Annotated in this window: 28 protein-coding genes; 15 read left to right on the top strand and 13 right to left on the bottom strand. The window is 75.0% G+C overall.

The window, feature by feature from the left end; all coding sequences use genetic code 11:
* The first annotated feature begins 66 nt into the window (after positions 1-66).
* The 7 genes from TPA0908_RS21100 (at position 67) to TPA0908_RS21070 (ending at position 5,405) form a co-directional block, all read left to right on the top strand.
* Positions 67-657 carry a rhodanese-like domain-containing protein gene (locus TPA0908_RS21100; protein ID WP_281940489.1) on the top strand — a complete coding sequence of 197 codons (591 nt, stop codon included), beginning with the start codon at positions 67-69 and terminating at the stop codon, positions 655-657.
* Complete coding sequence (locus tag TPA0908_RS21095) at positions 654-1,550, top strand: sulfite exporter TauE/SafE family protein (RefSeq protein ID WP_281940488.1); 897 nt, start codon at positions 654-656, stop codon at positions 1,548-1,550. Before TPA0908_RS21100 ends, TPA0908_RS21095 begins: the two co-directional genes overlap by 4 nt.
* Positions 1,489-2,097 (top strand): class I SAM-dependent methyltransferase, encoded by a 609-nt coding sequence (locus TPA0908_RS21090; protein ID WP_281940486.1) that lies wholly within the window; start codon positions 1,489-1,491, stop codon positions 2,095-2,097. Before TPA0908_RS21095 ends, TPA0908_RS21090 begins: the two co-directional genes overlap by 62 nt.
* A 101-nt stretch (positions 2,098-2,198) precedes the next feature.
* The gene (locus tag TPA0908_RS21085) at positions 2,199-2,909 is read left to right on the top strand and encodes a polyamine aminopropyltransferase (protein WP_281940484.1); all 711 of its coding nucleotides are present in this window, start codon (positions 2,199-2,201) and stop codon (positions 2,907-2,909) included.
* 88 nt (positions 2,910-2,997) lie between these two features.
* Positions 2,998-3,177 (top strand): hypothetical protein, encoded by a 180-nt coding sequence (locus TPA0908_RS21080; RefSeq protein ID WP_281940483.1) that lies wholly within the window; start codon positions 2,998-3,000, stop codon positions 3,175-3,177.
* A 90-nt stretch (positions 3,178-3,267) separates the two neighbouring features.
* On the top strand, positions 3,268-4,947 hold the full coding sequence (locus TPA0908_RS21075; protein ID WP_281940481.1) for a long-chain-fatty-acid--CoA ligase: 1,680 nt from the start codon (positions 3,268-3,270) through the stop codon (positions 4,945-4,947).
* An 89-nt stretch (positions 4,948-5,036) separates the two neighbouring features.
* A complete protein-coding gene (locus TPA0908_RS21070; protein ID WP_281940479.1) occupies positions 5,037-5,405 on the top strand; it encodes a nuclear transport factor 2 family protein in 369 nt (122 codons plus the stop codon).
* A 10-nt stretch (positions 5,406-5,415) separates the two neighbouring features.
* Here TPA0908_RS21070 and TPA0908_RS21065 read toward each other — a convergent pair whose 3' ends face one another.
* From TPA0908_RS21065 to TPA0908_RS21050, 4 genes are read right to left on the bottom strand one after another with little or no spacing between them, the layout of a single operon-like run.
* The gene (locus TPA0908_RS21065; RefSeq protein ID WP_281940477.1) at positions 5,416-6,021 is read right to left on the bottom strand and encodes a response regulator transcription factor; all 606 of its coding nucleotides are present in this window, start codon (positions 6,019-6,021) and stop codon (positions 5,416-5,418) included.
* Positions 6,018-7,160, bottom strand: a complete 1,143-nt coding sequence (locus TPA0908_RS21060) for a sensor histidine kinase (protein WP_281940475.1) — start codon at positions 7,158-7,160, stop codon at positions 6,018-6,020. The genes TPA0908_RS21065 and TPA0908_RS21060 overlap by 4 nt, the downstream gene beginning before the upstream one ends.
* 19 nt (positions 7,161-7,179) lie before the next feature.
* Positions 7,180-7,908 carry an ABC transporter permease gene (locus tag TPA0908_RS21055; RefSeq protein ID WP_281940474.1) on the bottom strand — a complete coding sequence of 243 codons (729 nt, stop codon included), beginning with the start codon at positions 7,906-7,908 and terminating at the stop codon, positions 7,180-7,182.
* Between the two features lies 1 nt (position 7,909).
* Positions 7,910-8,803, bottom strand: coding sequence for an ABC transporter ATP-binding protein (locus tag TPA0908_RS21050; protein WP_281940472.1), 894 nt, complete (start codon positions 8,801-8,803; stop codon positions 7,910-7,912).
* A 123-nt stretch (positions 8,804-8,926) separates the two neighbouring features.
* On the opposite strand from TPA0908_RS21050, the gene TPA0908_RS21045 reads away from it, so the two are divergent.
* Entirely contained in the window at positions 8,927-9,157 is a 231-nt protein-coding gene (locus TPA0908_RS21045; protein WP_281940470.1) for a hypothetical protein, read from the top strand.
* A 51-nt stretch (positions 9,158-9,208) separates the two neighbouring features.
* Complete coding sequence (locus TPA0908_RS21040; protein WP_281940468.1) at positions 9,209-10,300, top strand: winged helix DNA-binding domain-containing protein; 1,092 nt, start codon at positions 9,209-9,211, stop codon at positions 10,298-10,300.
* Positions 10,301-10,321: 21 nt separating this feature from the next.
* On the opposite strand, the gene TPA0908_RS21035 is transcribed toward TPA0908_RS21040, so the two are convergent.
* Genes TPA0908_RS21035 through TPA0908_RS21025 form a run of 3 tightly spaced genes read right to left on the bottom strand, consistent with a single transcriptional unit; the run spans position 10,322 to position 12,646 of the window.
* Complete coding sequence (locus tag TPA0908_RS21035; RefSeq protein ID WP_281940466.1) at positions 10,322-11,002, bottom strand: hypothetical protein; 681 nt, start codon at positions 11,000-11,002, stop codon at positions 10,322-10,324.
* Positions 11,003-11,020: 18 nt separating this feature from the next.
* A complete protein-coding gene (locus tag TPA0908_RS21030; protein WP_281940464.1) occupies positions 11,021-11,659 on the bottom strand; it encodes a class I SAM-dependent DNA methyltransferase in 639 nt (212 codons plus the stop codon).
* A 36-nt stretch (positions 11,660-11,695) separates the two neighbouring features.
* Positions 11,696-12,646, bottom strand: coding sequence for a LysR family transcriptional regulator (locus TPA0908_RS21025; RefSeq protein WP_281940463.1), 951 nt, complete (start codon positions 12,644-12,646; stop codon positions 11,696-11,698).
* A gap of 91 nt (positions 12,647-12,737) precedes the next feature.
* Here TPA0908_RS21025 and TPA0908_RS21020 point away from each other — a divergent pair, with 91 nt between their 5' ends.
* Complete coding sequence (locus tag TPA0908_RS21020) at positions 12,738-14,003, top strand: MFS transporter (RefSeq protein WP_281940461.1); 1,266 nt, start codon at positions 12,738-12,740, stop codon at positions 14,001-14,003.
* On the opposite strand, the gene map is transcribed toward TPA0908_RS21020, so the two are convergent.
* A complete protein-coding gene (gene map / locus TPA0908_RS21015) occupies positions 13,936-14,754 on the bottom strand; it encodes a type I methionyl aminopeptidase (protein ID WP_281940459.1) in 819 nt (272 codons plus the stop codon). The genes TPA0908_RS21020 and map overlap by 68 nt on opposite strands.
* 75 nt (positions 14,755-14,829) lie before the next feature.
* Here map and TPA0908_RS21010 point away from each other — a divergent pair, with 75 nt between their 5' ends.
* Complete coding sequence (locus tag TPA0908_RS21010) at positions 14,830-15,096, top strand: helix-turn-helix domain-containing protein (RefSeq protein WP_281940458.1); 267 nt, start codon at positions 14,830-14,832, stop codon at positions 15,094-15,096.
* A 29-nt stretch (positions 15,097-15,125) separates the two neighbouring features.
* A complete protein-coding gene (locus tag TPA0908_RS21005; protein ID WP_281940456.1) occupies positions 15,126-16,130 on the top strand; it encodes a HEAT repeat domain-containing protein in 1,005 nt (334 codons plus the stop codon).
* Between the two features lie 43 nt (positions 16,131-16,173).
* Here the strand turns inward: TPA0908_RS21005 and TPA0908_RS21000 are convergent, their stop codons facing one another.
* Positions 16,174-16,779: a class I SAM-dependent DNA methyltransferase gene (locus tag TPA0908_RS21000; protein WP_281940454.1), complete on the bottom strand. Its 606-nt coding sequence runs from the start codon at positions 16,777-16,779 to the stop codon at positions 16,174-16,176.
* A 114-nt stretch (positions 16,780-16,893) separates the two neighbouring features.
* A complete protein-coding gene (locus TPA0908_RS20995) occupies positions 16,894-17,802 on the bottom strand; it encodes an aminoglycoside phosphotransferase family protein (RefSeq protein ID WP_281940452.1) in 909 nt (302 codons plus the stop codon).
* Between the two features lie 22 nt (positions 17,803-17,824).
* Here TPA0908_RS20995 and TPA0908_RS20990 point away from each other — a divergent pair, with 22 nt between their 5' ends.
* The gene (locus TPA0908_RS20990; protein WP_281940450.1) at positions 17,825-18,430 is read left to right on the top strand and encodes a YdeI/OmpD-associated family protein; all 606 of its coding nucleotides are present in this window, start codon (positions 17,825-17,827) and stop codon (positions 18,428-18,430) included.
* A gap of 75 nt (positions 18,431-18,505) precedes the next feature.
* Here the strand turns inward: TPA0908_RS20990 and TPA0908_RS20985 are convergent, their stop codons facing one another.
* Positions 18,506-19,414 carry an NAD(P)-dependent oxidoreductase gene (locus TPA0908_RS20985; RefSeq protein ID WP_281940448.1) on the bottom strand — a complete coding sequence of 303 codons (909 nt, stop codon included), beginning with the start codon at positions 19,412-19,414 and terminating at the stop codon, positions 18,506-18,508.
* Positions 19,415-19,472: 58 nt separating this feature from the next.
* Between TPA0908_RS20985 and TPA0908_RS20980 the strand changes: the two genes are divergently transcribed.
* A complete protein-coding gene (locus tag TPA0908_RS20980; RefSeq protein WP_281940446.1) occupies positions 19,473-19,856 on the top strand; it encodes a MerR family transcriptional regulator in 384 nt (127 codons plus the stop codon).
* 178 nt (positions 19,857-20,034) lie between these two features.
* The gene (locus TPA0908_RS20975; RefSeq protein WP_281940445.1) at positions 20,035-20,439 is read left to right on the top strand and encodes a VOC family protein; all 405 of its coding nucleotides are present in this window, start codon (positions 20,035-20,037) and stop codon (positions 20,437-20,439) included.
* Between the two features lie 66 nt (positions 20,440-20,505).
* Here TPA0908_RS20975 and TPA0908_RS20970 read toward each other — a convergent pair whose 3' ends face one another.
* Positions 20,506-20,706: a hypothetical protein gene (locus tag TPA0908_RS20970; RefSeq protein WP_107162439.1), complete on the bottom strand. Its 201-nt coding sequence runs from the start codon at positions 20,704-20,706 to the stop codon at positions 20,506-20,508.
* A gap of 69 nt (positions 20,707-20,775) precedes the next feature.
* A complete protein-coding gene (locus tag TPA0908_RS20965) occupies positions 20,776-21,348 on the bottom strand; it encodes a TetR/AcrR family transcriptional regulator (protein WP_281940442.1) in 573 nt (190 codons plus the stop codon).
* Positions 21,349-21,351 lie beyond the last annotated feature (3 nt).

Raw genomic sequence — 21,351 nt, 5'->3', positions numbered from 1 at the left:
CCGGCCGGCGCGCGACGCGCCGGCCGGCGACGACCCCTGCCCGCAAACCACCGAAGGAGAACAGACATGACCACCACCAACCCGTCGACCGTCGACGCGGCGACGCTGGGCGAGCTGATCGCCGCCGGCCGCGCGCCCCGGCTGCTGGACGTCCGCACCCCGGGCGAGTTCCAGGCCACGCACATCCCCGGCGCCTACAACGTGCCGCTGGACCTGCTCCGGGAGCACCGCGCGGAGCTGCGCGCCCACCTGGACGAGGACGTGGTGCTGATCTGCCGCTCCGGCGCCCGCGCCGGCCAGGCGGAGCGGGCGCTGGCCACCGTCGGCCTGCCCAACCTCCGGGTGCTCGACGGCGGCATGCTGGCCTGGCAGGCCGCGAGCGCCCCGGTCGTCAAGGGCCGGCCGCGCTGGGAGTTGGAGCGTCAGGTCCGCCTGGTCGCCGGTTCGATCGTGCTGGCCGGCGTGCTCGGCTCGGTGTTCGTGCCGGGCCTGAAGTGGGTCGCGGGCGCCATCGGCGCCGGTCTCACCGTCGCGGCGGTCTCGAACACCTGCGCCATGGGCATGCTGCTCGGCCGGTTGCCGTACAACCGGGGTGCGAGCTGCGACCTGGACACCGTCGTCGGCCGGCTCCGCGACGACGCCGGGCGGCGGTCGTGACCGCGCTGGTGCTCACGCTGGCCGGCGCGGTGCTGATCGGCGTGAGCCTGGGCCTGCTCGGCGGCGGCGGGTCGATCCTCGCCGTGCCGTTGCTGGTCTACGTCGCCGGTCTGCCCACCAAGGAGGCCATCGCCACCTCGCTGCTCGTCGTGGGCGCCACCAGCGCGGTCGGCGTGCTGCCGCACGCCCGCGCCCACCGGGTCCGCTGGCGCACCGGGCTGATCTTCGGCGTGGCCGGCATGACCGGCGCGTACGCCGGCGGCCGGCTGGCCGGGTTCGTCCCGGCGAGCGTGCTGCTCACCGCGTTCGCGCTGATGATGCTCGCCACCGCGGCGGCGATGATCCGGGGCCGACGCCCGGTCGAGGGGCGGCCCACGCCGCGCGAGCTGCCGACGCTGCGGGTGATCCTCGACGGCGTGGTCGTCGGGCTGGTCACCGGCCTGGTCGGCGCCGGCGGCGGGTTCCTGGTCGTGCCCGCGCTGGCGCTGCTCGGCGGCCTGCCGATGCCGGTGGCGGTGGGCACGTCGCTGGTGGTCATCGCGATGAAGTCGTTCGCCGGCCTGGCCGGCTACCTGTCCAGCGTGCGGATCGACTGGGCGCTGGCCGCGGCCGTCACCGTCGCCGCGATCGTCGGCAGCCTGCTCGGTGGGCGGCTCGCCGGCCGGATCCCGGAGCACGTGCTCCGCCTGTCGTTCGGCTGGTTCGTGGTGGCGATGGGCGGGTTCGTGCTGGTCCGGCAGTTGCCGCCGCTCGCGGGACTCGGACTGGTCATCCTTGCCGCAGCCGGTACGGTCACGGTGGCGGTGTGGGGCCGCCGAAGGAGGGGACACAGTGGACAGCAGCGCCTGGGACGAACGGTACGCCAACGCGTCGGGACTGGTGTGGAGCGCTGAACCCAACCGTTTCGTGGTCGAGTCGGTGTCCGGGCTGAGCCCCGGCTCCGCGCTGGACGTCGCCGCCGGCGAGGGGCGCAACGCGGTGTGGCTGGCCGGGCAGGGCTGGCGGGTCAACGCGGTCGACTTCTCGGCCGTGGCCGTGGAGCGGGGGCGTGAGCTGGCCGCCGCGCGGGCCGTCACGGTCGACTGGCGGGTGGCCGACGTGACCGCGTACCGGCCGGTGCCGGGCAGCTACGACCTGGTGCTGATCAGCTATCTGCACCTGCCCGCCGCCGACTTCGCCGGGGTGCTCGCGGCGGCCCGGTCGGCGCTGCGCCCGGGCGGCACGCTGGTGGTGGTCGGTCACGACCTGGCCAACCTCGACGCCGGCACCGGCGGTCCGCAGGACGCGAGCGTGCTGCTCACCCCGGAGGCGGTGGTCGACGGGCTGGCCGGGCTGCGCATCGGGCGCGCCGAGACGGCCCGCCGGCCGGTGCCGACCGCCGACGGCGGCACGGTCGACGCGCTGGACACCGTGGTGGTGGCCACCCGACCCGCCGACTGAGGCGGATCCGCCGACCGAGGCGGCCGGACCGGCCCGTTCCCGCCGGCCGGGTCGCGGTCGGCCGGTAGCATCCGGGAACGGATCGGCGGAGGGGACACCGGGTGGGCACGCGTTTCGAGGAACTGGCCTGGCGGGAGACGCCGATCGGGGAGATCAGCCTGCGCCGGCGTCGCGACCCGGCGCTGGACGCCGACGTGTACGAGGTGAAGCTCGGCGACGAGTACCTCATGTCCAGCGCGTTCCCGGTCGCGGAGATCGAGCTGGCCCGGCTGGGGCTGGCCCCGCTGCCCGGGGAGACGCTGGACGTGGTGGTCGGCGGGCTCGGGCTCGGCTACACCGCGCGCACCGCGCTGGCCGACCCCCGGGTGCGCTCGCTGCTGGTGGTCGAGGCGATCGAGGACGTGATCGACTGGCACCGGCAGGAGCTGTTGCCGTTCGCCGCCGGCCTGGCCGCGGATCCGCGTACCCGGTTCGTGCGGGCCGACTTCTTCGCCGCGGTGGCCGGCGGCGGCTTCGACCCGGACGAGCCCGGGCGGCGGTTCCACGCGGTGCTGCTCGACGTGGACCACTCCCCCCGGCACGTGCTGCACCCCGACCATGCGCCGTTCTACACGGTCGACGGGCTGCGCCGGCTGGCCGCGCTGCTGCACCCGGAGGGCGTCTTCGCGCTCTGGTCGAACGACCCGCCGGATCCGGCGTTCCAGCGCACGCTGACCGAGGTGTTCCCGACCTCGGTGGCGCACGTCGTCCGGTTCCCCAACCCGTTGCAGGGGCGGGAGGCGGCGAACACCGTCTACGTGGCCCGGCGCTGACCGTCCGCCGACGGCAGGTCCGGCCGGGCATGCCGGGCCGGGAAGCGGGAAAGCGCGCGGCCGACCGGAGGAGACGGGAGGCACCGACATGCGCGCGTTGCTCTGGGTGGTCGGCGTGGTCGCCGGCGTGCTCATCCTGCTCGGGCTGCTGCTGGAGGCGGTCCGCTGGCTCATCATCATCGGCGTGGTCGCGCTGGCCGCGGTCGTCATCTTCGCGATCGTGAAGACCCGGCGGATAGCGCACCGGCACTCGGCGTCGCACCGCTGATGTGACGAGCCCGGCAACCTACGCCAACGTAGGTTACCGGCCGGTTAAGTTAGGCTGAGGCCGTCATCCGCGCAGCGAGGAGAGACGGCGATGGACGCGACCGACCGGCGGCCCTGGACCCGCAGCTACGCCCCGGGCGTGCCGGCCGAGGTCCCGGAACCGGACGGCTCCCTCGTCGACCTGCTCACCGACGCGGCCGGCCGGTTCGGGCCCCGGGTGGCGCTCGACTTCTACGGCGCCACCACCACCTTCACCGAACTCGCCGACCAGGTGGCCCGCGCCGCCGAGGCGCTGCGCCGACTCGGCGTCCGACCGGGTGACCGGGTGGCGCTGGTGCTGCCGAACTGCCCGCAGCACGTGGTCGCGTTCTACGCGGTGCTGCGCCTCGGCGCGGTGGTCGTCGAACACAACCCGCTGTACACCGCCGACGAGTTGGACCGGCAGCTCACCGACCACGGCGCCACCGTCGCGATCGCGTGGGACAAGGTCGCGCCGTTGGTGGCGGGCCGCGGCGCCATGCGTACCGTGGTCTCGGTCGACCTGACCGCGGCGCTGCCCCGGCTCAAGCGGTGGGCGCTGCGGTTGCCGCTGCCGAAGGTCCGGGCCGCCCGCGCGGCCATGACCGGCCCCGCGCCCGGCGCGCGCGCCTGGTCGGAGCTGGTCGGCGCCGCCGAACCGCTGCCCGCCGCGCATCCCGGCCCGGGCGTCGACGACGTGGCGCTGCTCCAGTACACCGGCGGCACCACCGGCGTGCCGAAGGGCGCCGTGCTCACCCACCGCAACCTGCGGGCCAACGCCGCGCAGGGCCGGGCCTGGGTGCCCGGCCTGCGCGACGGCGCGGAGACCGTGTACGCGGTGCTGCCGCTGTTCCACGCCTACGGCCTGACGCTCTGCCTCACCTTCGCCGTCGGCATCGGGGCGACGCTGGTGCTGTTCCCCCGCTTCGACGCCGACCAGGTGCTCGACGCGGCCCGCCGTCGCCCGCCGACCTTCCTGCCCGCCGTGCCGCCGGTCTACGCGCGGCTGGCCACCGCCGCCCGCGAGCGCGGCGTCGACCTCACCTCGATCCGGTACGCCATCTCCGGCGCGATGGCGTTGCCGCCGGCCACCGTGGAGCTGTGGGAGTCGGTGACCGGCGGGCTGCTGGTCGAGGGCTACGGCATGACCGAGACGTCCCCGATCACGCTGGGCAACCCGGTCGCGTCGACCCGCCGGCCCGGCACGGTCGGGGTGCCGTTCCCGTCCACCGAGGTGCGCATCGTCGACCCCGAGGACCCGGGCCGCGACCGTGCCCCCGGCGAGGCCGGCGAGCTGCTGTTACGCGGCCCGCAGGTGTTCACCGGCTACTGGAACCGGCCCGACGAGACGGCGAAGGTGCTGCTGCCCGGCGGCTGGCTGCGCACCGGCGACATCGTCACCATGGACGCCGACGGCTTCTTGACAGTGGTCGACCGGATCAAGGAACTCATCATCACCGGCGGCTTCAACGTCTACCCGTCCGAGGTGGAGGACGCGCTGCGCCGCGTCCCCGGCGTGGTCGAAGCCGCCGCCGTGGGCGTGCCCACCGCGGACGGCGAGGAGGTCGTCGCCGCCGTGGTGCTCGACCCCGCCGTGGCCGGCACCCCGGAGGCGATCCGCACCGCCTGCCGCGCCCACCTGGCCGGCTACAAGGTGCCCCGCCGGGTCGTGGTGGTCGAGGGCCTGCCCCGCTCCCAGATCGGCAAGATCCTGCGCCGCGAGGTCCGCGACCGGCTCCTCGCCGACGGCTGAGTTCCTGGCCGGCGCGACGTCGTCGACCGACGTTCTGCCCAGCGCGAAGTCACCGGCCGCAACCGGTCCGCGCGGGCCACACTCGGGGGATGACGACCCTCGGATCCGACGCGGCACCGGCCCGGCTCACGGCGCTCTACGCGGCGTTCAACGAACGCGACGTGCCGACCCTGCTGGCGGCCATGACGCCGGACGTCTCCTGGCCCAACGGCTGGGAGGGTGGGGTGCTCCGGGGCCGGGCCGAGGTGGGCGACTACTGGCGGCGGCAGTGGGCCGAACTCGACCCGTCGGTGACGCCGACCGCCTTCACGGTGGAGCCCGACGGCCGGGTCGCCGTGTCGGTCCGCCAGGTGGTGCGGGACCGGGCCGGCGTCGAACTGGCGGACCATACCGTCACGCACGTCTACCGCCTCGTCGACGGCCTGGTGGCCGAGATGGAGATTCGCCCGGGGCCCTGACCGCCGGTCGTCAGAGCCAACCGTTCGCCCGCGCGGTGCGCGCCGCCTCGATCCGGTTGCGGGTGCCGGTCTTGCCGATCGCCGCCGACAGGTAGTTGCGGACCGTGCTCTCCGACAGGTGCAGCTCGGCGGCGATGTCGGCGACGGTGGCCCCGTCCTCGGCGGTGGCCAGCACCGCGCGTTCCCGGTCGGTCAGCGGATCGGGGCCGGCCGACAGCGCCGCCGCCGCCAACGCCGGGTCGATCACCCGCTCGCCGGCCAGCACCCGCCGGACCGCCGCCGCCAACTCCGCCACCGGCCCGTCCTTCACCAGGAATCCCCGGGCGCCGGCCTCCATCGCCCGGCGGAGGTAGCCGGGGCGGCCGAACGTGGTGAGGATGAGCACCAGGCAGTCGGGCACCTCGGTGCGCAGCGCGGCGGCGGCATCCAGACCGGTGCCGTCGGGCATCTCGATGTCGAGCAGCGCCACGTCCGGCCGGGTCCGCCGGGCCGCCGCCACCGCGCCCGCCCCGGTGCTCTCCTCGGCCACCACCTCGAGGTCGGGTTCGAGGTTCAGCAGCAGGGCCAACGCGCCCCGCATCATGCCCTGGTCCTCGGCGAGGAGCAGCCGGATCACGCCGGCACCGCCGCGGCCGGTCGACGATCGATCCGGGCGGTGAGCAACAGGCCGCCGCCGGGCGCCGGTCCGACGTCCAGCGTGCCCCGGGCCCGACCCAGCCGCTCGGCGAGTCCACGCAGCCCGTTGCCGAACCCGGGCCGGCCGCCGACGCCGTCGTCCCGCACGGTCAGCACCGACCCGTCGCGTCCGGTGTGGAGCGCGATCTCGCACCGGGACGCCCGGCTGTGCCGCAGCACGTTCGTCACCGCCTCGCGGAGCACCCAGCCGAACACGTCGTCGGCGGCCACGCCGAGCGGGTCACCGCTGTGGCGTACCGTCACCGCGATCCCCGCGTCGGCCAGGGCGACCCGGGCGTTGGCCAACTCCCGGCCGAAGCTGTGGTCCCGGTAGCCGGTGACCGCCTCGCGGACCTCGGCCAGCGCGGTCCGGCCGATCCGCTCGATGTCCGCGGCCTCCGTCGCCGCCCGGTCCGGGTCGGTCCGGGCCAGGCGGCGGGCCACCTCCGCCTTCACCACCACCAACGACAGCGTGTGCCCGAGCAGGTCGTGCAGGTCCCGGGCGAACCGGAGCCGTTCCTGCCTGACCGCCGAACGGGCCAGCTCCCGCTGGGTCCGGCGCAGCTCGTCGACGAGCTGCGCCATCCGGGCGAACGCCAGCGTCATGGCGCCGGCGAGCATGGTGATCAGCGCGGTCTGCGCGGTGTCGGCGACCGGCGCGCCCCGAGCCGCGCCGATCACCGGAACCGCCGCGACCGCACCGCCGACCCAGGCGGCGCCCCGCGCCGGCCGGGCCACCGTCACGGCGCCCGCCGCCGCCACGTACATCAGCAGGATCAGCCAGCCGCCCGGCCCACCGGCGTACGCGCCGGCCAGGCCGGCGCCGAGCAACGCGAACAGCGCCAGTCCGAGGCGCCGAACGGTCGGCGGGACCGGCAGGGACGCCACCGGCACGGCCACCAACGCGAGGTAGAGCAGCGCGAACGCGACCAGTCCGACGGCCGCCGGCGCGGCGGGCCGCACCCGGCCCCCGGCGATCGCGGCGGCCGGCGGAACCAGCAGCCAGAACCACAGCGTGTGGGCCGCGACCAGCGCGATGCCGCGTCGCCGCCGGGCGGCGTCCGGGTCGGTGACGGCCATGGCAGACACCGTACGACCGTCAGCGGCGGCCGGTCGAGCGACGGTACGCGCCGGTCGCCAACCCGGCGAAGGCCACCGTCCAGGCCAGCAGCACCGTCACCCCGACCGGGCTGGGCGCCCGACCGTCGACCGTCCGCCAGCCCAGTTCGGCGAACCGGTACGTGGGCAGCGCGTGCGCCAGGTGCCGCAGCGCGTCCGGGAAGTAGGCCACCGGCACGAGCAGGCCACCGAGCACGGACAGGGTGAGGAAGGCGAGGAAGACGGCCGGCTGGGCGAGGTGCGGCGCGAGGCCGTACCCGATGGCGAGCCCGAGCAGCGCGAAGGGTGCGGTGCCGACCCACAGCAGCACCACCAGCGCGGCCCACCGGCCGGCGGAGAGCGTGACGTGGTGCTGGAGCACGCCGGTGAGGCCCACCGCGACGACCGCCGGCACGCCGCTGAGCATGCTGGTCAGGGCCTTGGCGGCCAGCACCCGGCCGGGTGGCAGCGGGGTGACGCGGAGCTGACGCAGCCAGCCCGACGCGCGCTCCTGGGCGACCGACCCGGCCACCGTGAGCGCGCCGGCCACCGCGCCGTAGCCGGCCAGGCCGACCATCAGCGCGGTCGCGGCGTCGAGGCCGGACAACCGGTCGTCGCCGGCCAGCGGCGAGAAGATCAGGTACGTGACGACCGGCCCCAGGACGGTGAACATCGTCAGCCGGGGGTCCCGGACCAGCCGCCGCAGCTCGAATCGCAGGTAGGCGCGCATGTCAGGACTCCGTTCCGGTCGAGGTGAGCGCGAGGAAGGCGGCCTCCAGGCCGGGGGCGGCGACCTCCAGGCCCCGGAAGCCCCGGCCGGTCGCGAGCGCGAGCACCGTCGCGTCGGCGTCGGTGGTGGTGAGGACCACCCGCTCGCCGCGCACCTCGACCGAGCGCACCGCGGGCAGCTCCGCCAGGCCGTCGACCGGCCCGCCGGCGAGATCGAAGGCGACGGTACGGGCGCCGGCCAGCGCGCGGATCCGGGCAGGTGGCCCGTCCGCCACCACCCGGCCGGCGGCGAGCACCACCACGCGGTCGGCGTACTCGTCGGCCTCGTGCAGCTGGTGGGTGCTGAACAGCACGGTGTGGCCGTCGTCGGCGTACCGCCGGATGGCCGCCCAGAACGCCCGCCGGGCGTCGACGTCGAGCGCGGTGGTGGGCTCGTCGAGGACCAGCAGGTCCGGATCGCCGGCCAGCGCGAACGCGAACCGGACGCGCTGCGCCTCCCCGCCGGAGAGGCGGTCCGCCCGGCGTTCGGCCAGGTCGGTGAGGCCGGCCAGGTCGAGGATCCGGTCGGTGTCCAGCGGGCGGGCGTGCAGCGCCCGGGCCAGCCCGACCAGGTCCCCGACGGTGGCGCCGGGCACGAAGCCGGCGTGCTGGAGCATCGCGCCGACCCGGCCGGCCCGCACCGCCTCGGCGGGCTTCCGGCCGAACACCGACGCCGTGCCGGCGTCGGCCGGGAGAAGTCCCAGCAGGATCTCCAGCGTGGTGGTCTTGCCGGCGCCGTTGGGGCCGAGCAGGGCGACCGTGCTCCCCGTCGGGATGGTCAGGTCGAGTGCGTCGACGGCCCGCACCGGGCCGTAGCGCCGGGTGAGCCCGGCCAGTCGTACCGCGTCGTCGTCCACACCGGAGACGGTAGGAGCCGGTGGTGGTGGGGCGGCAGGGCCGGCGATACCCGGTCGGCCGGTACAAATGTCACCACGATCTCTTCCGTTTGCCGTACCGGGCAACCGGGTAGCCGACGGTCCATGATGGATTCACGGGGCAAGGCGGTCGGGCGTTACCTCCTGCGGCTCGTCGGCGGGGTGTCGGTGATCATCGGTCTGCTCATGGCGTTCAGCAGTCTCACCGAGGCGAACCTCGTCGGCATCGTGCTCAGCGCCGTGCTCATCGGCGGCGGGGTGTTCGCGCTCAAGCGTTCGGGCGGCCCTCGTCGGGCAGGCGAACCGGGATCGATGGCCCGCCCGGCGTCGCACTGACCCGGCTGCCGGATACCGGCGTTTGTCGGTGGCGGCGCCTAGGCTGGGGCGATGGTCGACCGGCGTCAGGTGATGAGCTTCCGCGTACGGGCCCAGCAACTCGACCGCGTCGAGGGCACGCTCGCCGACACCGCCGTGCTCGACCTCGGCGTGCAGGACACCGGCCCGGACGGCGCCCGGTGGGCGCTGGCCCTGCGCGGGGTCGACGCGTCGGCGCTCTCCGACGACGAGGTGGTCCTGCTGTGGACCGTGCGCGGTGCGCCCCACCTGTACCGCCGCGCCGACGTCGGCCGGGTGGCGGCCGCGGTCGAGCCGTTCACCGACGCCGACGCCGGCAAGCGCATCTACGACGCCGCCAAACCGTTGAAGGCGGCCGGCATCGGCATCGTCGCCGCGCTCGACGAGGTGGCCGGGCGGATGCGCGCGATCGTCACCGAGCCGACCGTCAAGGGCGACGTCTCGGCCCGCCTCGCCGCGCTGCTCCCCGAGCCCTACCTGCGGTTCTGCCGGCCGTGCCAGGCCACCCACCTCTTCGAGATGCCGTTCCGGCTGGCCGCCGTGCGCGCCGGGCTGGAGCTGACGCCCGGCACGTCACCGCCGGTGCTGCGCCGCATCCCGGCGTTCCGCCGGGCGGCGGACCCCGGTGACCGGTTCGACCTGGTCCGCGCCTACCTGCGGCTGCTCGGCCCGGCCACCCCGAAGCACGTGGCCGACTACCTCGACGCCCCGGTCAAGGACGTGCGGGCGCGCTGGCCGCAGGACGTGGTGGAGGTGCCGGTCGACGGCGAGACGCGCTGGCTCCTGGCCGAGGACGAGACGGCGACGGCGACGGCCGGGGGCACGGTGACGCGGCTGCTCGGCCCGTACGACCTGTTCCTCCAGGCGAAGGACCGGGCGACGCTGGTGCCGGACCCGGCCCGGGCCAAGGAGTTGTGGCCGGTGCTGGGCCGTCCCGGCGCGGTCCTGGTGGACGGCGACCTGGTCGGCACCTGGCGGCCCCGCAAGTCCGGCGCGAAACTGACGGTCGCCGTGCAGCCGTGGCAGAAGCTTCCCGACAGCCGGCGCCGGGCGGTCGTCGAGCAGGCCGAACGCCTCGCCGCGCACCGCTCGGCCGCGCTCGCCGGGGTCGAGTTCACCGACTGACGGGAGCGATGGTGTCTGTCGTCAGGCGAAGCACTCGATCGTCGCCGGCACCGGGCCGTGCCGGCGGACCACGTCGGTGAGCCGGCGTAGCAGCGGGCGCAGCGCGTCCCGGTGCGCCGGCTCGGCGGTCACGTCCAGGCACCACGCCACCCCGCCGCCGACGCGGCGCAGGTCCCAGCGGAAGGTGGTGTCGTCGACGCGCAGTCGCCCGGTGCCGGCGACCCCCGGGCCGGTGCCGGCCGACAGCCGCAGGGCCGCCCCGAGGCCGGCCAGCCGCCCGTTGTCGAGGTCACCGGCGAACAGCACCCGCCACACCGGCGGTCCGCCGCCGAGCCGCAGCGGCGCCACGGTCGCCAGCGGCACGTCCTCCCGGAAGTGACCGCGCAGCACGTCCTCGTCCGGCAGCGTCCCGCCGCCCGACCGGAGGTACGCCTCCTCGGCGTCGGCCCGGGTGACCGCCCGCAGCCGGCCCCGGACGGCGGGGTCCGCGCGGACCGCGCGGGCGAACGCGGCGGAACTCCACCACCCGCCGTCCGCCGGGGTCCAACCGGCGGTCCGCAGACGCGTCGCCGAGAGGTCGTCGGCGAGCACGAACTCCTCGACCAGCAGCCCGAGCGGCGCGACCGGCGCACCGGCCGGGCAGAGCAGGTAGTAGTCGAACGCGGACGTGACGGCGGACGACGTCACCGAGGTGGCAGGCACCAGGGCACGGTACCGCCGTCACCGGTGGGCGAAGACGAACCCGCCCTCGACACCCGGGGCCGGACGGTGCGTCAGCTCCGCCTCGACGGTGAAGCCGGCGGCGTCCAGCCAGGCCGCGACCCGCTGCGGTGGGCGGCGGTGCACGTGGACGCGCATCGGGAGACCGCCGTAGCCCTCGGTCTTGAGCCGGCTGCCGTCGCCGGCGTGGAACCCGAGCAGCACGACGCCGCCGGGCCGCAGCACGCGGCGGAACTCGCCGAGGACCGTGGGCACCTCGTCGTCGGGGACGTGGATGAGCGAGAACCAGGCGAGCAGCCCGGTCAGGCACTCGTCGGCGAGGTCGAGGCGGGTCATGGAACCCACCTCGAAGCGCAGCCCGGGGTGCTCCCGCCGGGCCACCTCGATCATGCCCGGTGACAGGTCAACGCCGAACGCGTCCAGGCCGAGCCCGTGCAGATGGCCGGTGATCCGGCCGGGGCCACAGCCGACGTCGGCGACCGGTCCGCTGCCCCGGGCCCGCACCAGCTCCGTGAAGAGCGCCAGGATGCCCCGCTGGAACGGTTCCTCGGCGAGCGCGTCCCGCAGCAGGTCGGCGTAGCTGACCGCCACCGTGTCGTAGGAGACGCGGGTGTCGGCGAGCCAGTCGGGGACGTCCACGGGCCGCAGGGTAACCGGCGGCGGCCGAGGGCCGGGTCAGCGTCGGCCCGCCGCCGGGGTGACGGCGGCCCAGGACGGTCGCCACACCGGGTCGGGCGGCGGGGTCAGGGCCGCGAGGTGGTCGACGATCGCCCGGAGACCCGGGTGCGGGTTCGTCGTGGGCAGCATCAGCGAGATCGGGTACGCGAGCGTCGGGTTCCGGATCGGGATGCGGCGCAGGTCGTGGCTCGCCGGCCACAGGTACCTGTCGCGCGCGCCGACCACTGTGGCCACGTCGGCGGCGTCGGCCAGCGTGTCGAGGAGAACCTCGTCGCCGAAGTTCGGGCCGGCCGCGTCGATGCGGAGGTCGAAGGCGGTGGCGAGCTGGTCGTAGAACTCCGACCATTCGCTGTGCGCCACGATGCCGGGCACCCAGATGCGCAGCCCGCGCAGGTGGGTCGGGGTGAGGGTGCGGGCGGCGGCGAGTGGGTGCCGGGGACCGACGAGCAGTTCCAGCGGCGAGTCGAACGCGTGGACCATCCGGACGTCGGGCGGCAACGTGGCCGGGTCGGTGACGGAGCGGAACGCGGCGTCCAGGTCGCCGGCCCGGACGGCGGCGGCCACCCGGTGCGGGTCGTCGACCCGGAGCGTGACCACGTCCAGGCGGGTGCCGGGGTGGGCGCGCCAGTAGTCGTGCAGGACGACGGCCTGTGCGCTGCGCAGGCCGAGCACGTCGATCCGGAGGGCCCGGGAACCGGGCCGGAGCGCGGCGACGGCCCGGTCGACGTTCGCCACGATGCCGCGGGCGTGCGGGAGGAATGCCCGGCCGTCGGGGGTCAGGTCGACGCCGCGGGCGGTCCGGGTGAACAGGCGGACCGCCAGCTCACGTTCCAGCGCGGCGACCCGTTTGGAGACGGCCTGCTGGGTGACGCCCAGCTCGTCGGCGGCGTGTTGGAACTGCCCGACGTCGGCGGCCCGGACGAACGATCGCACTGCCTCGGAGTCCACCGGCTCAGCCTATGGCCGTCCAACCGCTGGTTGTGGCTCGCCCGGACGCGGTTGTTTGATCACGCGCGCCGACGGCCGGTCTGATGCGACGGTGGCACGGGATTCGGACTTCAACCGGCTGTGGTCGGCGTACGCGGTCAGCACGTACGGCACGTGGCTCGCGTTCGGCGCGTTCCCGCTGCTCGCGGTGCGGGAGCTGCACTCGTCGGCGTTCGCGGTGTCGCTGCTGGAGGCGGCCGGGCTCGCGGTCGCGGCGGTGGTGGCGTTTCCGCTCGGGCCGTGGGTGGAGCACCGGCCGAAGCGCCCGGTGATGATCGGGACGGATCTGGTCCGGTTCGCCGCGATGGCGAGCGTGCCGGTCGCGTACGTGCTCGGGGTGTTGACCTTCGGCCACCTGCTGGTCGTCGCGGTGGTCTGCGGGAGCGCGGGGATCGCGTTCACGGCCGCGTCCGGCGCGTACCTGAAGCATCTCGTGCCCGCCGACCGGCTGCTGGTCGCGAACGGTCGCCTGGAGGGCACGGCCTGGGTGGCGACGGCGGCCGGCCCGCCGCTGGGCGGCGCGCTGGTCGCGTTGCTCGGCCCGGTCGTCACCGTCGCCGCCGACGCGCTGAGCTACCTGTTGTCGGCGCTCGCGGTCCACCGGATCTCCGGCGGCGACGTGGCGACGGCCCGGGCGGCGACGCCTCGCGGCGCGGATCTGCTCGGCGGATGGCGGTTCATCCGCCACGATCCGGTCCTGCGGCGGCTGTTCCTCAACTCGGTGCTGGTCGGCGGCCTGATCACGGCCACCGTCCCGTTGCTGGCCGTGCTCCTGCTCGGTGCGTACGCGTTCCCGGCCTGGCAGTACGGTCTCGCGTTCGGCGTGCCGGCGCTGGGCGGCTTCGTGGGCGCGCGCCTCTCCGCCCGCCTGGTGCGACGGTACGGCGGGCAGCGGGTGCTGACCGCCAGCGGTTGGCTGCGGTCGGTCTTCCCGCTCGGGCTGGCGTTCGTCCGCCCCGGCGTCGGCGGGCTCGTCACCGTGATCGTGGTCGAGGGCCTGCTGATCGTGGCGATGGGCGTGTTCAACCCGATCTACGCCACCGAGCGGCTGCGGCGGACCCCCACCGACCACGCGGCCCGGGTGCTCGGCGCGTGGAGCGTCGGCAGCCAGCTCACGTCGGCCACGCTGACGGCGGTGTGGGGTGGTCTCGCCTCGCTCACCGGCCCGCTCGCCGCGATCACCGTCTCCGGCGTGCTGCTGCTCGGCACCCCGCTGCTGCTGCCGGGCGGGACTTCCGTCCGGGCCCGGCTCAGGAGGCGGCGGCGGGCTTCCGGGTGGGGTCGCCCGGCGTGGCGGCGTCGGTGGGACGGCGGGTGAGGACCTGCGGGCCGGAGTCGGTGACGGCGACGGTGTGTTCCGAGTGGGCGGTGCGGGAGCCGTCGGCGGAGCGGATCGTCCAGCCGTCGTCGTCGACCCTGATCTTGTCGGTGGTGCGGCACAGCCAGGGTTCGATGGCGATGGTGAGGCCGGGGGTGAGCTTCATGCCGCGGCGGGCGCGACCGCTGTTGGCCACGTGCGGGGCCTCGTGCATGGTGCGGCCGATGCCGTGGCCGCCGAACTCGCCGTTGACGCCGTAGCCGTAGGCGTGGGCGACCTCGCCGATCGCGGCGGAGACGTCGCCGAGGCGACCGCCGGGCCGGGCGGCGGCGATGCCGGCCTCCAGCGCGACCTCGGTGGCCTCGATCAGCTTCAGGTCGGCCGGGTCGGGGGTGCCGACGACGAACGAGAGCGCGGAGTCGGCGACCCAGCCGTCGATGCCGACCGCCATGTCGATGCTGAGCAGGTCGCCGTCGCGCAGCACGTAGTCGTGCGGCAGGCCGTGCAGCACCGCGTCGTTGACCGACAGGCACAGCACGTTGCGGAACGGGCCCCGGCCGAACGACGGGGCGTAGTCCCAGTAGCAGGACTCGGCGCCGCGCTCGGCGATCCGGCGGCGGGCGTGGTGCTCGATGTCCATCAGGTTGACGCCGACCGCGGCGACGCCCCTCAGCTCGGCGAGCAGTTCACCGACGAACTGGCCGGTCACCGCCATCCGGCCGATCTCCTCGGCGGACTTGAGCTCGATCACGACAGCCTCCCTCTCCCGGTCCGGTATTTTTATACCACGCCCGCTACGGGCGTCCCGAGGGGATATCCTGCTGCCATGGTTCGCCAGCCACTCACCGCCGAACAGATCGCCGCCGGCCGACGCCTCGGCGTCGCCCTGCGATCCGCGCGAGCCGGCCGCAGCCTCGGCGAGGTGGCCCTGGCGGCCGGCATCTCCCCGGAGACGCTCCGCAAGATCGAGGCGGGCCGGCTGCCCGCGCCGGCGTTCGGCACCGTGGTCTGCCTCAGTCAGGCCCTCGACGTCCCGCTCGCCGACCTGGCCGACACCTGGCTCGCCGACCCGCCCGTCCGCCAGGCGTCCTGACCGCCCGGCCCGCGCCGACGGAGGTGAGCGTGACGCTGGCCGATCTGCTCCGCATCGCCGACGACGACCCGGGCGACCCCGACGGCAGCCGGGACGACGATCCGTGGCCGCTCCTGCGGGAGCTGGCCGCGGCGGGCGACCCTGCCACCGCGGCGTCGGCCCGGACCGAGCTGGAACGCTACGTGCGCGAGCGCAACGGGCACGGCCGGAATCTGATGGCCCACCTGCTGGCCCGGCTGTGCGGCGCCGACGTGCTCCCCCGGTTGCTGCGGCTCTACGCCGACGCGCTGCGCGACGGTGACGACGACGGCGAACAGTTGGGGATGGCGGTGGGCCTGGCCACCCGCGCGGACCCGCCCGCCTGCCGGGCCGTCGTCCTGCCGCTGCTCGACGACCGGGACCCACACCTGCGGCGGGCCGCGTTGGAGACGCTCGGGCACATGTTCGAGGCGCCGGACCTGGAGCGGCTGCGCGCGGCGGCGGCCGACCCCGACCCGGAGATCCGGCGGACCGCGCTCGGCGCGCTGCCGGCGGTGCATCTCGACCCGAGGGCGTACGCGCTGGTCGTCACCGCGCTGCGGGACCCGGACGCGTGGGTCCGTGATCAGGCCGTGCTGCTGCTGGCCTGGTCCGCCCCGCCGGCGGTGGTGGACCATCTGGTCGAGTTGACGTCGGACCCGGCCTGGCCGGTCCGTACCGTGCTGGGCGAGGCGATCGGCCGCCGCGCCGCGAACTCCGACCGCGTCCCGGTGGCGTCAGCCGCGCTGGGCGTGCTCCTCGACGATCACGAGTCCTCGGTACGCGCCGGGGCGGTGCGCGGCCTCGGCCTGCTCGGCGTGCCACCGGACGCGCTGCGGTCCCGCGTCGACGATCCGGACTGGTGGGTGCGGGCGGCCGTCGCCGGCGTCCTCGCCGCCGCGCTGCCACGCTGGCCACCGGCCCGGCCGTTACTCGCCCACCTGAGCGCGGACTCCGACCCGACCGTACGGGCGACGGCGTCGGCGGCGCTCCGGAGGCACGAGCCGGCGTCCTGACGGCGGGGTGGACGGGCGGCGGACTCACCCGGCAGCGGCCGACTCACCCGGCGGCGACCGCCGCGACGGCGGCGTGCGGCCGGCGGTCGGCGTCACCGGGCCGGTGCAGGCGCTCCACCTCGGTGAAGCCGGCCCGGGCCAGCCGCTCGGCGAACGCGTCGACCGGCCAGCGGTAGGCGGTGACGACCTTGTGGTCGAACGCCGTTACCTCGTCGCCGACGAAGATCCCGAGCACCACGGTCGCGCCCGGCGTGGCCACCCGGCGGAATTCGGCGAGCACCCGGTCCAGGTCGGGCGGGGGCAGGTGAATCACCGAACCCCAGGCCAGGATGCCGTCGACCCGCCGGTCGGCGACCGGAAGATCCGCCATCGACCCGAGCAGGTAACGACCGGTCGGATGGGCGGCCCGCGCGTGGGCGATGAACTCGCCGACGATGTCGACCCCGGTCGCGTCGGCGCCGTGGGCGCGGAGGAAGTCGGTGAGGTGGCCGGGCCCGCACCCCAGGTCGAGCACCGGGCCGGACCGGCCGGTCAGGTGCCGCCGGAGGAACGCGAGGTCGTCGGCGTGCACCTGGCCACTCGTGCCGAACAACGCGATGTAGCGGTCCGCGATGGCCGCGTACGCCCGGCGGACCTGTTCGGTCGTCATGCGCCGACCCTACGGCCCGGGCCGCGCTGGGACGTCGGCGCCGACCCGGCGGGAGTTCGGCGTTCCCGCCCCGACGTGGCCCGCGGGACGGTTGCCCGGCCGGCCACCGCGAGGTCAGGCCGGTCCCGGGGCGGTCAAGCGGCGCAGCGCGGCGTGCGCGGGCGGACCCCAGGTGGTCTTGCCGCCCGGACGACCGTGGACGCCGTTGTCACCGATGAGGATGCCGCCGAGGGCCCGTGCCGCCGCCCACCCACGGGCCCGGCGTACGGTGGCCGCGTCCGGGGCCGGCCGGTAGGCCGAGTGGAACTGGTGCACGGCCTCGTCCGGCAGCAGGAGCCACCCGGCGGCCAGGTCGTACGCCGGATCGCCCACGCAGAGATCACCGAAGTCGATGACGCCGCAGAGCGCGCCGTCGGCGGTGAGCACGTTGGCGGGGTGCAGGTCGGCGTGCAGCCACAGCGTCGGGCCGGTCCACGCCGGTGCGGTGACCGCGTCGTCCCAGACGGCGCGGACGGCGGCCGGGTCGTCGACCAGCCCTCGTGCGGTGGCGGCGGCCAGCGCCTCGGCGAACCCGTCCGCCTGGCCGGTCAGCGGCCCACCCCGGTACGGGTTGGTGGGCGCGTCGCCCGGGGCGGGGTGGTGCAGGGCGGACAGGAAGCCGGCCAGAGCGGTGGCCGCCTCGATCGCCCGGGTGACGGGAGCGCGGTCGGCCGGCTCACCCGGCACCCACGTGGTGACCAGCCAGGGGTGCGTGAACAACGGGGACGGCTCGCCGAGCCGCTGCGGGACCGGAACCGGCATCGGAAGGCGTGGAGCGAGCCGGGGCACCCAGCGGTGCTCCTTGCGCAGCAACGCGTCCGCGGTCGCGGTAGCCCAGGGAAGCCGGACGGCCAGGTCGTCACCGAGCCGCCACAACTGGTTGTCCCATCCCCGCGCACCCAGCCGGAGCGGTCGATCGGCGAGATCCGGATGCTGGTCGCGGAGCAGTTCCCGGACCAGGTCGGCGGTGATCTCGTGTGTCATACCGAGGGGTTAGCCTTCCGTCATGCCGGGCATCGAGCTGGAAGAGTTGGTCGTCGCGGACGCCGAGGCGCTGCGGGCGTGGTTGTCGGCCCACCATGCCACCTCACCCGGCGTCTGGCTCGCCCTGACCCGCAAGGGCGGCACGGTCACCACGCTGACCTGGCAGCAGGCGGTCGACGAGGCGCTGTGCTTCGGCTGGATCGACGGGCAGGCCCGCAAGCGCGACCAGGAGAGCTCCTGGATCCGGTTCACCCCGCGCCGGCCCCGCAGTTCCTGGTCCCGACGCAACGTCGAGCACGTGGCCCGGCTGGAGGCGGCGGGGCGGATGCGACCGTCGGGCCGGGCGGTGGTGGAGGCCGCGCAGGCGGACGGGCGCTGGGCCGCCGCCTACGCCCCACCCTCGGAGGCCGAGGTGCCGGCCGACCTGCTCGCCGCCGTCGCCACCGACCCGGCCGCCCAGGCCATGTTCGACGTCCTCACCAGCACCAACCGGTTCGCGCTCATCCACCGGCTGAACGCGGTCAAACGGGCCGAGACCCGGGAGCGGAAGATCCGCGAGTTCGTCGCCATGCTGGCCCGCCACGAGACGCCCCATCCACAGAAGGCCAAGCCGCCGGCCGTCGGGTGATCCGGCGGTCAGCAGGCGTCGAGGACGAGGAAAGAGGAAACAGCGGAAGGCGTGGCGACATGGCGGCGTGACGCGTCAGCCCGACCGCGTGGCTCCGGCTCCGGCGAGCTGCTGGGCGAGCCGGGCGTAGCTGTCGCCGCCGTGGCCGGCCGCGACCGCCCGGTCGATGATGCGGTGGACGGCCTCCAGCGGGGCGGCGTCGATTCCGTGCACGGCGGCGGCCGCCCGCACGTGCGACAGCGCGGAGGCCGCCGACGCGATACTGGAGACCTCGGCCGGAAACTGGCCGGCGGCAAGCTGGGCGGCGAACCGGTCGGTGAGATCGGGCAGCAGGCCGCCGATCCCCTTGGCGAAGCGGGCGAACGCGGCCGGCGCGATCCCCTCGGCGACGGCCAGGGCGAAGGCGTGCGCGAGCCCACCGACGGACATCGCGAACAGGTCGAGCAGCGCCGTCTCGTACGCCGCCGCGCCGCCGACGTCGTCGCCGAGGTGGATGCCGGTTCCACCGAACGCATCCAGCAGGGTTCGATGCCGCTGGTAGAGCGCGTGCGGGCCACTGTAGAGGATCATCGCGGCGGGTGTGCCGATCGTGGGTGCCGGGGTCAGAATGGCACCGTCCAGGTAGTCGATGCCGCGCCGTGCGGCGAGGTCCGCCATGGCGCGGGCTTCTGCGGCGTGTCCGCTGCTCAGGTTGACCAGCGTGCCCCCGGGCCGGTCGGTGAGGTCGGTCGTGCTCGCGCGGACCGCGGCATAGTCGATCATGCAGGCGATCGTGACCGGGGCCGCCCGTACCGCGTCGCCCACCGTCGGCGCGAGCACGGCTCCCCGCGCCACGAGCGGGTCGGCCCGGCCCGGCGTACGGTTCCACACCACCGTCGGGTGCCCGGCAGCGAGCGCGGCGGTGGCGAATGCCCTGCCCATCGGGCCGAGGCCCAGGACGGCGACGGCGGACTGCTGGTCAACGGGGATGTCATGGTCTGTCACAGCAGCGACGGTAAACCTTCACGTTGACGTGAAGGTCAAGTCCTGTTTGGCTCCGGGCATGCGGATCAGTGAACTGGCCCGGCAGACCGGCACCACCCCCCGCGCCCTGCGCTACTACGAGGAACAGGGGCTGCTGCGGCCCGCCCGACACGCAAGCGGGTACCGGGACTACGACGAACAGGCCGTACGCGTCGTGGGGCACATCCAACTGCTGCTCTCCGCCGGCCTGGGCACCGCCGCGATCGCCGAGATCCTGCCCTGCATCCCCGACGATCGCACCGTGCTGGCGCCCACCTGCCCCGAGCTTCTCGACGCCCTGGCCGAGGAACGCCACCGCCTCACCGGGTCCATCGAGAAGCTCACGACGGCACGCGCCATCCTGGACCGCATCATTCAGGGCACGCCCGACCCGACCCGCCGCGTTGGCCGGACGCCCGCGTAACGGTCCATGTAGGACCAGTGCTCCTCCCCAACTCGTCCCGAAGGGTCGCGGAGCCGGAGCGGTCGCGACGGCAGCACAGAAACTCCATGCTCCACAGCCTCGACCTGCGTCGGCCAGGGCCGACCGGGTATCCGTCGAGTCCGCACCAGCGGGACGGCGACTGGCTACCGTGGATGACGTGGAGCTTCTGAGGCTGGACCACCTCGTCCTCACGGTCGACTCGATCGACCGCAGCACCGCCTTCTACGGCGGAGTGCTGGGCCTGCGGGTCGTCCGGCGCGACGACCGGGCCGCGCTGCACGCAGGCCACCAGATGATCAATCTGCACCGGGTGGACCATCCCGTCGACCCCCGGGCGGCAGCGCCGACGCCGGGCGCCGGCGACCTCTGCCTCGTCAGCGCCGAGCCGATCGACGCGGTGCTCGACGACCTGCGTCGCGCCGGAGTCACCGTGGTGGCCGGGCCGGTCGCCCGGGACGGCGCCCTGGGCGCCATGACCAGCGTCTACGTCCGGGACCCGGACGGGAACCTCGTCGAGATCGCCCACTCCCCGGGCGAACCCGGAACGCGGGTGCCGCACTGAGGCCGCCGGGGCGCCATCCGACCACGGACGGCACCCGGTCACTGGCTGGGGGCAGGAACAACGGGCTCAGGCGTCGGCGGCGACCGCCAGGTTGAACCGGTCGAGTGCCTCCTTCTTCTCCGGCGGAAGGTCGTCGATGTTGATCGGCTCGTCAGCGTTCGTGTCGCCGTGTAGGTTGTCGCCTGCCACCAGGGCCTTGACGATGGCGTCCGCCTCGTCGGTCGTGAAACCCGCGTCGGTCAGGATGTGCGTGGGAAGTTCAGCCATGCGTCGGCAGTACCCCGCGCTCCGCGTCTTCTACCCGCGCCGCGCCGCGTTTCCGGGGTCCGGGTACCCCTATCTCTCCGGGATGCGGGCGGCGGCTGCGGCGACGGTGGCCAGGTCCTCGCCCGAGAAGCCGGCGCGGCTCAGCACCGCCAGGGACTTGTTCGTCGCCAGCGTGCACAACGCCAACTCCGCCGCGGTGTGCTCATCGGCGCCGGCCGCCCGCAACGACTGCTCCAGCATCGCCCGCAGACTGTCGATCATGGCGCGGACCGTTGCCTGCCCCTCAGCGTCGAGGGCCGGGAACTGCGCCGCCGACATGGTGAGCAGGCAGCCGTCCGGGACGGCCGGGTCGGCGATGCGGTTCAGAGTGATCTGGAGGTAGGCGGCCACGACCGCGTTCGGGGCCGGGTGGGGGCCGGCAAGCGCCTGCTCGTACCGCGGGTGGTAGGTCTGCGCGTACCGGTGCAGGCTTTTCCGGAACAGGGTGCTCTTGTCGCCGAAGGTGCCGTAGAGCGAACTGCGGCCCAGGCCGGTGCCCTCGGTCAGGCGGTCGATCGAGGTCTCCGCATAGCCCCAGCGCCAGAAGACGTGCATCGCACGCCGTAGCGCCTCGTCCACGTCGAACTGCTTGCGGCCGGCCATGTT

The sequence above is a fragment of the Micromonospora sp. AKA38 genome, from assembly GCF_027925725.1.
GTDB lineage: Bacteria > Actinomycetota > Actinomycetes > Mycobacteriales > Micromonosporaceae > Micromonospora.
The sequence above is the reverse complement of the archived record's forward strand: the minus strand, read 5'-3'. Positions and strand labels throughout refer to the sequence as shown.

What these genes read in the sequence shown, in the direction of transcription:
- TPA0908_RS20970 (WP_107162439.1), bottom strand. Translation starts at nt 20,706, where the DNA reads ATGGCTGAACTTCCCACGCACATCCTGACCGACGCGGGTTTCACGACC.
- TPA0908_RS20990 (WP_281940450.1), top strand. Translation starts at nt 17,825, where the DNA reads ATGCCGGGCATCGAGCTGGAAGAGTTGGTCGTCGCGGACGCCGAGGCG.
- TPA0908_RS21100 (WP_281940489.1), top strand. Translation starts at nt 67, where the DNA reads ATGACCACCACCAACCCGTCGACCGTCGACGCGGCGACGCTGGGCGAG.
- TPA0908_RS21010 (WP_281940458.1), top strand. Translation starts at nt 14,830, where the DNA reads ATGGTTCGCCAGCCACTCACCGCCGAACAGATCGCCGCCGGCCGACGC.
- TPA0908_RS21040 (WP_281940468.1), top strand. Translation starts at nt 9,209, where the DNA reads ATGGTCGACCGGCGTCAGGTGATGAGCTTCCGCGTACGGGCCCAGCAA.
- TPA0908_RS21000 (WP_281940454.1), bottom strand. Translation starts at nt 16,779, where the DNA reads ATGACGACCGAACAGGTCCGCCGGGCGTACGCGGCCATCGCGGACCGC.
- TPA0908_RS20995 (WP_281940452.1), bottom strand. Translation starts at nt 17,802, where the DNA reads ATGACACACGAGATCACCGCCGACCTGGTCCGGGAACTGCTCCGCGAC.
- TPA0908_RS20965 (WP_281940442.1), bottom strand. Translation starts at nt 21,348, where the DNA reads ATGGCCGGCCGCAAGCAGTTCGACGTGGACGAGGCGCTACGGCGTGCG.
- TPA0908_RS21075 (WP_281940481.1), top strand. Translation starts at nt 3,268, where the DNA reads ATGGACGCGACCGACCGGCGGCCCTGGACCCGCAGCTACGCCCCGGGC.
- TPA0908_RS21060 (WP_281940475.1), bottom strand. Translation starts at nt 7,160, where the DNA reads ATGGCCGTCACCGACCCGGACGCCGCCCGGCGGCGACGCGGCATCGCG.
- TPA0908_RS21070 (WP_281940479.1), top strand. Translation starts at nt 5,037, where the DNA reads ATGACGACCCTCGGATCCGACGCGGCACCGGCCCGGCTCACGGCGCTC.
- TPA0908_RS21055 (WP_281940474.1), bottom strand. Translation starts at nt 7,908, where the DNA reads ATGCGCGCCTACCTGCGATTCGAGCTGCGGCGGCTGGTCCGGGACCCC.
- TPA0908_RS20980 (WP_281940446.1), top strand. Translation starts at nt 19,473, where the DNA reads ATGCGGATCAGTGAACTGGCCCGGCAGACCGGCACCACCCCCCGCGCC.
- TPA0908_RS21080 (WP_281940483.1), top strand. Translation starts at nt 2,998, where the DNA reads ATGCGCGCGTTGCTCTGGGTGGTCGGCGTGGTCGCCGGCGTGCTCATC.
- TPA0908_RS21045 (WP_281940470.1), top strand. Translation starts at nt 8,927, where the DNA reads ATGATGGATTCACGGGGCAAGGCGGTCGGGCGTTACCTCCTGCGGCTC.